The sequence below is a fragment of the Micromonospora sp. NPDC003776 genome (genome assembly GCF_053605645.1).
In genome coordinates this window covers 1-9,935 of record NZ_JBSGJR010000221.1, presented here as the reverse complement: position 1 = coordinate 9,935, position 9,935 = coordinate 1, and the positions used below count along the sequence as shown (strand labels likewise).

Sequence of the window (9,935 nt, the reverse complement as noted above, 5' to 3'; positions counted from 1 at the left end):
AAGGGCTCACGGCTCATCACAGTCGACGACATCGCCTACCGGTGCCGATCACCGCGCCGACCGACCCGGCGAGCGCCCCGCCCGGGGCGAGCATCGGCTCGAACAGCGCGGTGGCCCCCGGCGCGAGCAGCGCGAACCCGATCGGCAGCGTCGACCAGGCGATCGTCTGGTTGAGGCTGAACACCCGGCCGTGGAAGCGCTGCGGCACCTTCACCTGGACGATGGTCGCGTAGATCGACTGCGCGGTGGTCATCGCCATGGCCAGCCAGCACATGCCGACGCAGATCATCGCCACCGAGGCGTCCAGGCCGATCAGCACGCAGCCGATCGCGGTGCCGAGGTTCGCGATCAGCACGCCGATCATCCGCCGCCGGCGCGGGCCGCCCCAGACCGACATCAGCACACCGCCGGCCACCGCGCCGACCGCCTCGGCCAGCGCCACCTGGGCCACCTGGGTCGGGCTGCCGAAGGAGAGCACCAGCGGGGTGGTGAGCACCAGGGCGGGGGCCAGGAAGATGTTGCCCAGCGCGAAGTAGCCGAGCATCAGCCGGAAGCCCCGGTGCTGCCAGGAGTAGCGCAGGCCGTTGGCGATGGCGACCAGCAGCCGTTCCCGGGGCCGCCAGCCGAGCAGGTCCGGGAAGCGGACCACGGCCAGGGTGGCCACCGCGAGCACATAGCTGGCCACGTCGACGAGCAGGATGCCCTTGAGTTCGATCGCGGCGAGCAGGCCGGCCGCGAAGACCGGCATGAGCAGGGTGGCGACGCCGGTGGTGAGCTGGGTGACGCCCATCGCGTGGCCGAGGTAGCGCTTCGGCACCAGCTGGGGCACCGCCGACTGGAAGGCGATCCGCTGGAACGACCCGGCCACCGAGCTGAGCGCGACCAGCGCGTAGATGTGCCAGAGCACCAGGTTGTCGGTCCACAGCAGCGCGGCGAGGACCAGCTGGATCGACCCGGCGACGGAGCTGGCCAGCATCATGGTCCGGCGGCGGCTGACCCGGTCGACGATCGCGCCGGCCACCGGGAGCATCAGCACGCCGCAGATCAGCGCGAGCGCCCAGAGCAGGCCGAGGTCGGCCACCGAACCGGTCCGGTTGAACAGCCAGATCGGCAGGGCGAACGCGGTCAGCGCCGAGCCGGTGCTGGAGACGAGCTGCCCGGCGGTGACCGCCAGGAACCGGCCCATGCTCGGCTTCACGGTGGCCTTGCCGGGTCGCTCCGCCCCGACGCGCAGCCGGTCGAGCACCACCCAGTCGGCGTCCTCGCCCCGGGCCTGCGGGCCGAGCGCGGTGACGTCCCCGGCGGTCACCGCCGGGTGGACCCGGGTGACGATCTCGGCCAGTTCCTCGGCGCGGTACTTGAGGAAGAAGTGGCCGGCCTGGTCGAGCACCACCAGGCCGAGGGTGTCGCTGAGGAACTGCCACTCGGCGTACCGCTCGCGGTAGTAGTCGGTGACCGGGTCCTCGCTGCCGACCACGGAGATGATCGGGGCGCGCAGCTTGGCGGCCCGCCGGTCGAGCAGTCCGGTGAAGTACTCCTCGGACGCGCGGGAGTCGGCCCGCATGTTGCTGATGATCCGGTCGGCCTGCTCCGGGTCCAGCTCGTCGGTGTCCACGCCCATCGACTTGAGCCAGCTGGCGTAGTGCCGGTTGCTCTTGAGCTGCTCCAGCCGGTTGCGCGCCCGGGCGAAGAGCCCCTTGGGCCGGGCGAACGGGAACATCGCGCCGATGTAGACGGCCTCGAGGTCGCGCCCGGCGGCCTCCACCTTGCGGGCCACCTCGGCGATGATCGCGCTGCCCACGCCGCAGTGGCCGTACAGGGCGATCGGGCCCTCGACCCGCTCCAGGATCTCGTCGGCGACCCGGCGGGTCAGCTCCTCGAACGGCAGGGCGTCCTCGGCGAGCCCGACGTCGTGGCCGGGGATGGCGAGCGACCACAGGGCGTGCCCGGCGGGCAGCGCGTCGGCGAGCGGCTGGTAGACGATCGCGCTGCCGCCGCCGTACGGGACGCAGACGTAGGACAGCACCCGCTGGGCGGCGGGGATCGGCTTGGTCAGCTCGTAGAGCAGCCGCCGCGGGCCCTCCTCGACTGCGTCACCCGAGATGTACCGGGCCAGGTCGCGGATGGTCCGCTGCTGGAACAGGTCCATCACGCCGACCGCCCGGCCGCCCAGCTCCGCCTTGCGGATCCTGGCGACCACCTGGGTGGCGAGCATGGAGTGCCCGCCCAGGTCGAAGAAGTCGTCGTCGATGCCGAGGGTCGCCACGCCGAGCACCTCGGACCAGATGGCGGCCAGCGCGCGTTCGGTGTCGTCGCGGGGTTCGACCAGCGCCACCGACGCCTCGCGGGTGACCACCGGCGCGGGCAGCGCCCTGCGGTCGAGCTTGCCGTTGGGGGTCAGCGGCAGCTCGTCGAGGGTGACGAACGCGGCCGGCACCATGTACTCCGGCAGCGTCTCCTTGAGCGCGGCCTTCACCGTGCCGTGCTCGGCGCCGCCGACCAGGTAGGCGGTGAGCCGCTTGTCGCCGGGGCTGTCCTCGCGGACGATCACCGCCGCCTCGGACACGCCGGGCTGCTCACGCAGCGCGCTCTCGATCTCGCCCAGCTCGATCCGCAGGCCGCGCAGCTTGACCTGGTGGTCGATCCGGCCGAGGAACTCGATGACCCCGGAACCGTCCGGGCCGACGACCCAGCGGGCCAGGTCACCGGTGCGGTAGAGGCGGGCGCCGGGCTCCCCCGACCACGGGTCGGGGACGAACTTCTCGGCGGTCAGCGCCGGCCGGCGGTGGTAGCCGCGGGCCAGCCCGACCCCGCCGATGTGCAACTCACCGGCGACGCCGACCGGGCACTGCGCGCCGGCCGGGTCCAGCACGTGCAGCCGCAGGTTGCTGATCGGCGCGCCGATCGGCACGCTGGTCACCTGCGCCAGCAGGGCCGGGTCGCAGGCCCAGGCGCTGACGTCGATGGCCGCCTCGGTCGGGCCGTACAGGTTGTGCAGCCCGCACCACGGCAGCCGGGCGGTGAAGTCCGCCGCCGAGGTCAGCGGCAGCTCCTCGCCGGAGCAGATGACCCGGCGCAGGGCGGTGGCCGCCTCGATGCCCTCCTCGCCGAGGAAGACGGTGAGCATGGACGGGACGAAGTGGGCGGTGGTGATCCGTTCGGCGACCAGCAGGTCGCGCAGGTAACCGCCGTCCTTGTGGCCGCCGGGCTTGGCCAGCACCAGCCGGGCACCCTCGCGCAGCGGCCAGAAGAACTCCCAGACCGACACGTCGAAGCTGGCCGGGGTCTTCTGCAGCACCGCGTCGTCCGCGCCGAGGCGGTACGTCCGCTGCATCCAGTCCAGCCGGTTGACGATGCCCCGGTGGGTGTTCGGCACGCCCTTCGGCCGGCCGGTCGAGCCGGAGGTGTAGATGACGTACGCGAGGTGCTCGGGGCCGGCGGCCGGCTCCGGATCGGTGGTCGGCTGGTCCGCCCAGACGCCCGCGTCGTCCAGGTCGAGCAGCCGGGCGGTGGTCTCCGGCAGCACGTCGCGCAGGTGCCGCTGGACCAGCACCACCCGCGCGTCCGCGTCGGTGACCATGAAGGCGAGCCGGTCGGCCGGGTACTCCGGGTCCAGCGGCAGGTACGCGCCGCCGGCCTTGAGCACGCCGAGCAGGCCGGCGACCAGCTCGACCGAGCGTTCGGCGCAGACGCCGACCAGGGTCTCCGGGCCGACCCCGGTGGCGCGCAGCCGGTGCGCGATCCGGTTGGCGGCGGCGTTCAGTTCCGCGTACGTGAGGCTGCGTCCCTCGATGGTGAGCGCCACCGCGTCCGGGGTGGCGGCGGCCCGCTCCTCGATCGGACCGTGCAGGCTCTGCGTACGCGGGAAGTCGGCGGTGGTGTCGTTCCACGCGGCCAGCAGCGCCCGCTCATCGGCGGGCAGCAGCGCCAGCCGGGAGACCGGGGTGTCCGGGGCGGCGGCGACCGCGGCCAGCAGGGCGGTCCAGCGGTGCGCCATCCGCTCGACGGTGTCCCGGGTGAACAGGTCGGTGTTGAAGACCAGCTTGCCCCAGAGCCCGTCGGACACCTCGACCGCGTGCAGCTCGAAGTCGAAGCGGGTGGCCCGCAGCTCCATCGGGGTCCACTCGAAGCTGACCTCGTCACTGCGGGAGACGCCGGAGAAGCGGCCCATCTCGTAGTTCTGCAGCACGAACATGGCCTGGAACACCGGCGAGCGGCTGACGTCACGGGGCAGGCCCAGCTCGTGGACGACCTTGGCGAACGGCACCTCGGCGTGCTCGAAACCGTCCAGCACGCTGCGCTTCGTGCGCTCCAGCAGCGCGGTGAAGGTGGGATCCCCGGCCAGCTCGGTGCGCAGCGGCAGCATGTTGATGAACATGCCGACCACGTTCTCCAGCTCCGGCGCGGACCGGCCGGCCACCGAGGCACCGACTGCGAAGTCGTCCTGCCCGGCGTGCCGGGCCAGCAGCACCTGGTACGCGGCGAGCAGCGTCATGAACAGGGTGCCGCCGGCCGCGCGGGTCAGCTCGCCGAGCCGGTCCAGGACGGCCCGGTCGACGGTGAACTCGACGAAGTCGCCCCGGTAGGTCTGGGTGGCGGGGCGGGGCCGGTCCAGCGGCAGCTCCAGCGGGGTGATCCCGGCGAGCCGCTGTTTCCAGTAGTCGACGTGTGCCTGGGCCTGCGGGCCGGCCAGCTCGTCGGCCTCCCAGACCGCGAAGTCGCCGTACTGCACGGGCAGGGCGGGCGGCTCGCCACCCCGGTAGCGGGTGATCAGGTCGCGCAGCAGCACGTCCACCGACCAGCCGTCGCCGACGATGTGGTGCTTGCCGAGGAACAGCACGTGATCGTCGGCGGTCAGCCGGACCAGCAGGGCCCGCAGCAGCGGGCCGCGGGCCAGGTCGAACGGTTCGGCGGCGGCCGCGTCGACCAGCGCCTGCGCGGCCGCCTCGTCGGGGGCCTCCACGATGGTCAGGGGCACCTCGACGGTCTCCTCGATCACGACCGTGGGGCGTCCGTCGGAATCGGCCGGGAAGCGGGTGCGCAGCGACTCGTGCCGGGCGGTCAGCGTGGCCAGGGCGGCGCGCAGCGCGTCGACGTCGAGCGGACCGCGCACCCGCAGCGGCACCGCGATGTGGTACGCCGCCTCGCCCGGAGCGAGCTGGTCCATGAACCAGACCCGCTCCTGGGCGTACGACAGCGGCACCTCGGCGTCGGCGGGCCGGGGCGTGATCCGGGCGGCGGGGGCGGCCTGGCGGGCGCGTAGGCGCCGGGCGATCAGCGCCTGCCGGGCCGCTTCCCGGGTCGGATCCTTCAGGTCGGTCATCAGCTCGGTTCCTCTTCCGCCGCGAGCAGCGCGGCGACCTCGGTGTCGGAGAGTCCGTCGAGTTCGGCGGCGATCCGCTCCTCGATCTGGGCGGCCAGGTCCGCCACCACGGGGCTGCTGAACAAGGCCCGCATCGGCAGTTCGACGTCCACCTCGGCGCGGATCCGGGCCATCGCCCGCATGCCCCGCAGCGAGTTCCCGCCGATGGCGAAGAAGTCGTCCAGTGCGCCCACCTTCTCCACCTGGAGGATCTCGGCGTACACCTCGGCCACCAGCGCCTCGGCGGCGGTGCGCGGCGGGACGTAGCTGTCCTCGGCCGCGGCGGTGACCACCGGGGCGGGCAGCGCGGCGCGGTCCAGCTTGCCGTTCGGGGTCAGCGGCAACGCGTCGAGCCGGACCAGCGCCCCGGGCACCAGGTGTGCCGGCAGTTCGCGGGCCAGTTCGGCGCGGACCGACTCCTCGACGGCCGGGCCGACCAGGTAGCCGACCAGGACCGGCTCACCGGACACGACGCGCACCGCCGCGGCGGCCGCCCGGACGTCCGGGTGGGCCAGCAGGGCCGCCTCGATCTCGCCCAACTCGATCCGCATGCCGCGCACCTTGACCTGCTCGTCCCGGCGGCCCAGGTACTCCAGGGTGCCGTCCGGCCGCCAGCGGGCCAGGTCGCCGGTGGCGTACATCCGCTCGCCGGGCGGCCCGTACGGGCAGGGCAGAAAGCGCTCGGCGGTGAGGCCGGGCCGGCGGTGGTAGCCCCGGGCCAGCTGGCTGCCGGCCACGTACAGCTCGCCGACCACGCCCGGCGGGACCGGCTGGAGGGCGGCGTCGAGCAGCAGCGCCCGCATGTTCCAGGTGGGCGTGCCGATCGGCACCGCGCCGGCCGGGACCGGTTCGCCGGGACCGATCCGGGCGGCCACGCAGCCGACGGTGGCCTCGGTCGGGCCGTACTCGTTGATCACCGCGACCTCGGGATGCGCGGCCCGCCAGCCGGCGAGCTGCTCGCCGGTCAGCGCCTCCCCGCCGATCACCAGATCGGTGGTGGGCGACAGGTCCCCGTCGAGCAGTGGCAGGTGGCTGGGGGTGACCTTGAGGAAGGCCGGCCGGCCGCCGGCCCGGGCCGCCGGGTCGTCGATCGCGGCCAGGCGTACCGTGCCGCCGGCGGTGAGCGGGCCGAGCAGGCCGGTGACGGTGAGGTCGAACGAGATCGGCGAGTGCAGCAGCGCCGTGCCGGCCAGGCCCGGGTAGGTGTGCCGGGCCCAGGCCAGGTAGGCGGTCACCGCGCGGTGTTCCACCACCACGCCCTTGGGCCGGCCGGTGGAGCCGGAGGTGTAGAGCACGTACGCCGGGTGCTCCGGGCGCAGCGGGGCGAGCCGGTCGGTGTCGGTGAGGTCCGCGTCGGACTGGTCGGCGCCCACCTCCCCGTCGAGCACCAGCGCCTTCCCCGGCACCAGCGCGGCCGTCTCCGGGGTGGCCACCACCAGGGCCGGCTCGGCGTCCGCCAGCAGGTACGCGATCCGCCCCACCGGGTAGGCGGTGTCCACCGGGACGTACGCCGCGCCGGACTTCAGCACCGCGAGGATGGCCACCACCAGCTCGAACGAGCGGGGCAGGGCCAGCGCGACCCGGCGCTCCGGGCCGGCGCCGCGGGCCACCAGCAGCCGGGCCAGCCGGTTCGCGGCGGTGTTCAGCTCCGCGTACGTCAGCGGCACGCCGTCGCAGACCAGCGCGACCGCGTCCGGGGTGGCGGCCGCCTGCCGCTGCACCTCGTCGACCAGCGTGCTCGGCGGCACCTCGTGCGCCGTGTCGTTCCAGGCCCTCAGCACCCGGTCCCGGTCGGCGTCGGCGAGCAGCGGCAGCGCGGCGACCGACCGGTGCGGGTCGGCGACCGCGGCGTCGAGCAGCCGGACGTACCGGTCGACGACCGCCTCGGCGGTGGAGCGGTCGAACAGCTCGGTCCGGTAGACCAGGCGGCTCTCCCCGGTGGTGATGTCGAAGGCGAGGTCGTCCTTGGTGGTGCCCAGCTCGACCGGGTCCAGGCCGGAGTCCGGGATGAAGTTCAGCGCGGTCTGGAAGATCGGCTGCACCGACGGGTCACGCTGCGGGTCGACCGCTTCGACGATCTCCTGGAACGGGGTCTGTCCGTGGTCCATCGCGTTGAGCAGGCCGTCGCGGACCCGCTCCAGCAGGTCCCGGAAGGTCGGCTCGCCGGAGACGTCGCAGCGCAGCGCCACCGGGTTGACGAACATGCCGATCAGCGACATCAACTCGGGAGTGTCCCGGCCCGCGGTGGACACCCCGACCACCACGTCGGTGTCCCCGGAGAGCCGGGAAAGCAGCGCCGCGAAGCCGGCCAGCAGCACCATGTACGGCGTGGCCGCCGCCCCGGCCGCCAGCACGCCGATCCGGTCCAGCAGCCCGTCCGGCAGCGCGAAGCGCACCTCGTCACCGGCGAAGCCGAGCTGGGCCGGGCGGGGCCGGTCCAGCGGCAGGCCGGTCACCGCGGGCGCGCCGGCCAGGTGGTCCACCCAGAAGGCGAGCTGACGGTCCAGCTCCACGCCGGTGAGCTGACCGCGTTGCCAGACCGCGAAGTCCGCGTACTGGATGGGCAGCTCGGGCACGACGGGGGTGGCGCCGGTCAGCGCGGCCTCGGTGAGCGCGGCGATCTCCTGTTTGAACAGCACCGCCGAGTGACCGTCGAAGACCGCGTGGTGCACCACGAACAGCAGCGCCACCAGGTCATCCGGGCTCCGGACCAGCCGGGCCCGCCACAGCGGCGGCTGGTCCAGCGGGATCGGGGTACGGGCCAGCTCCGCGCGCAGCGCGTCCAGCCGCTCGAGGTATTCGGCCCGGGGCAGCCCGCTGAGGTCGTCGGCGGGCAGCGGGACCGGCACGTGCGCCTGCACCACCTGCACCACCGCGCCGTCTTCGATCCGCAGGTGGGTACGGAGCGACTCGTGCCGGGCCACCACCTGGTTGATGATGTCGGTGGCCGCGTCCACGTCGATCCCGGCCGGGAACAGCCACGGGATGGACACGTTGAACACCGGCGACCCGGGGTCGAGCTGGTTGGCCATCCACACCCGCTCCTGGGCGAAGGAGGCCGGGAAGGTCCACTCCTGGCTCATGAAGTGACCTCGCGGACCGAGCGGGGGCGCATGTCCGTCCAGACCGTGTCGACGTGGGCCAGACACTCCTCGCGGGTGCCGGCGAAGCCGGCGTCGTGCCAGCCCGCGGGGAGGTCCCGGTCGGCCGACCAGATCGAGTACTGCTCCTCGTCGTTACGGACCACCAGGAATCGGGGTTCGGCCATCTCAGTGCGCTCCAGGGGTGTCGGGGGTGTGCGGTTCGGCCATCGCGACGGCGATCTTGCGCGGGCCGGTGTACGGCTCCCGGGCGTGCGCGGCGGTCATGTTGTCCACCACCAGCACGTCGTCACGGTGGTAGTCGAAGCGGACGCTGGCGGACCGGTAGGCGGCGCGCAGGTGGTCCATGACATCGGCGGGGATCTCGCCGCCGTCGCCGTAGTAGGTGTTCGACGGCAGCCCGTCGGCGCCGAACATGGCCAGCAGGCCCTCCTGGTAGTCCTTCGGGAGGGTGGTCACGTGGAAGAACGTGGCGTGGTTGAACCAGCGCGGGGTGTCCGAGCCGGGCCGGTGGTGGACCACGTCCCGGACCGCCCGGGTACGCAGGCCGTCCTTGCCGATCCACTCCACGGTGATCCCGTTCGCCGCCGCGTACGCCTCGACCTCGGCCCGGTTCTCGGTGTTGAACACCTCCTGCCAGCGGGTGCCGAAGTCGCCGTGGAAGTTGCGCACCAGCATCCAGCGCCGCCGGATGAACTCCTCGCGCACGTCCGGGTCGATCGCCTCGTACACCCGGCGGACGTCGGCCAGCGGGGTGGCGCCCTGGGTCTCCGGCGGGGTGATGCAGTAGAAGAACAGGGTCAACGGCCAGCGCGCCTGGTACGAGTTCTCGTTGTGCAGGAAGATCTCCTCGTCCGGCGGGTAGTCGGTCGAGGTGTAGACCCGGCCCTTGATGGAGTGCCGGGGTGAGGAACGCTCGGTGTAGGTCAGCGGCTCGCCCGACAGGGCGCGTACCGCCCGGTCGAAACCGTCCACCCCGCCGACGTCGAAGCCGCGGAAGAGCAGCCCGCCGTGTTCGGTGAGGGTGGCGCGCAGCTCGGCGCGCCGGGCGTCGATCAGGTCGGTCAGCGCCCGGCCGTCGCTCTCGATGACCACCGGGAGCGTGGCGATCGTGTCGCTCATGGTGCGGTGTCTCCTGTTCTTCGTGATCAGGCGCGAGGCAGACGGGGGATGGTCGGATTCGCCGCCGGCGCGGCCGGCTCGTCGGCGGGCTGAGCGGCGCGCAGCTCCTCGATCCGGGCGGCCAGCCCGGCGATGGTGGGGGTCTCGAAGAGGCTGCGCATCGGCAGTCGCACCCCGGTGGCCTTGCGCATCGCGGCGATGAGCTGCACCGCCACCAGTGAGTTGCCGCCGAGGGCGAAGAAGTCGTCGTCCACGCTCGTAGAGACGGACGTAGTCGGAGCCGGCACTCGCCCGCCATCCCTTCGGGATCGGCACTTTGAACGTCGGGCCCGTGAACACCTGCCAGCCGG

The 9,935-nt window shown here is 73.2% G+C and carries 5 protein-coding genes; all 5 read right to left on the bottom strand.

Annotated features, from left to right (window positions below; translation table 11 throughout):
• Positions 1-16 precede the first annotated feature (16 nt).
• Genes ACWEVO_RS18860 through ACWEVO_RS18840 form a run of 5 tightly spaced genes read right to left on the bottom strand, consistent with a single transcriptional unit; the run spans position 17 to position 9,839 of the window.
• Positions 17-5,323: an amino acid adenylation domain-containing protein gene (locus tag ACWEVO_RS18860; protein WP_452308825.1), complete on the bottom strand. Its 5,307-nt coding sequence runs from the start codon at positions 5,321-5,323 to the stop codon at positions 17-19.
• Complete coding sequence (locus tag ACWEVO_RS18855) at positions 5,323-8,445, bottom strand: non-ribosomal peptide synthetase (protein WP_452308824.1); 3,123 nt, start codon at positions 8,443-8,445, stop codon at positions 5,323-5,325. Before ACWEVO_RS18855 ends, ACWEVO_RS18860 begins: the two co-directional genes overlap by 1 nt.
• Positions 8,442-8,630, bottom strand: coding sequence for an MbtH family protein (locus ACWEVO_RS18850; RefSeq protein ID WP_452308823.1), 189 nt, complete (start codon positions 8,628-8,630; stop codon positions 8,442-8,444). The genes ACWEVO_RS18855 and ACWEVO_RS18850 overlap by 4 nt, the downstream gene beginning before the upstream one ends.
• A gap of 1 nt (position 8,631) precedes the next feature.
• Positions 8,632-9,585, bottom strand: a complete 954-nt coding sequence (locus tag ACWEVO_RS18845; RefSeq protein WP_452308822.1) for a TauD/TfdA family dioxygenase — start codon at positions 9,583-9,585, stop codon at positions 8,632-8,634.
• Between the two features lie 26 nt (positions 9,586-9,611).
• Positions 9,612-9,839, bottom strand: coding sequence for an acyl carrier protein (locus ACWEVO_RS18840; protein WP_452308821.1), 228 nt, complete (start codon positions 9,837-9,839; stop codon positions 9,612-9,614).
• Positions 9,840-9,935: the final 96 nt, after the last annotated feature.

Bases quoted from the DNA above. Each gene is read 5' to 3' on its own strand.
- ACWEVO_RS18845 (WP_452308822.1), bottom strand. From the start codon at position 9,585: ATGAGCGACACGATCGCCACGCTCCCGGTGGTCATCGAGAGCGACGGC.
- ACWEVO_RS18850 (WP_452308823.1), bottom strand. From the start codon at position 8,630: ATGGCCGAACCCCGATTCCTGGTGGTCCGTAACGACGAGGAGCAGTAC.
- ACWEVO_RS18860 (WP_452308825.1), bottom strand. From the start codon at position 5,323: ATGACCGACCTGAAGGATCCGACCCGGGAAGCGGCCCGGCAGGCGCTG.
- ACWEVO_RS18855 (WP_452308824.1), bottom strand. From the start codon at position 8,445: ATGAGCCAGGAGTGGACCTTCCCGGCCTCCTTCGCCCAGGAGCGGGTG.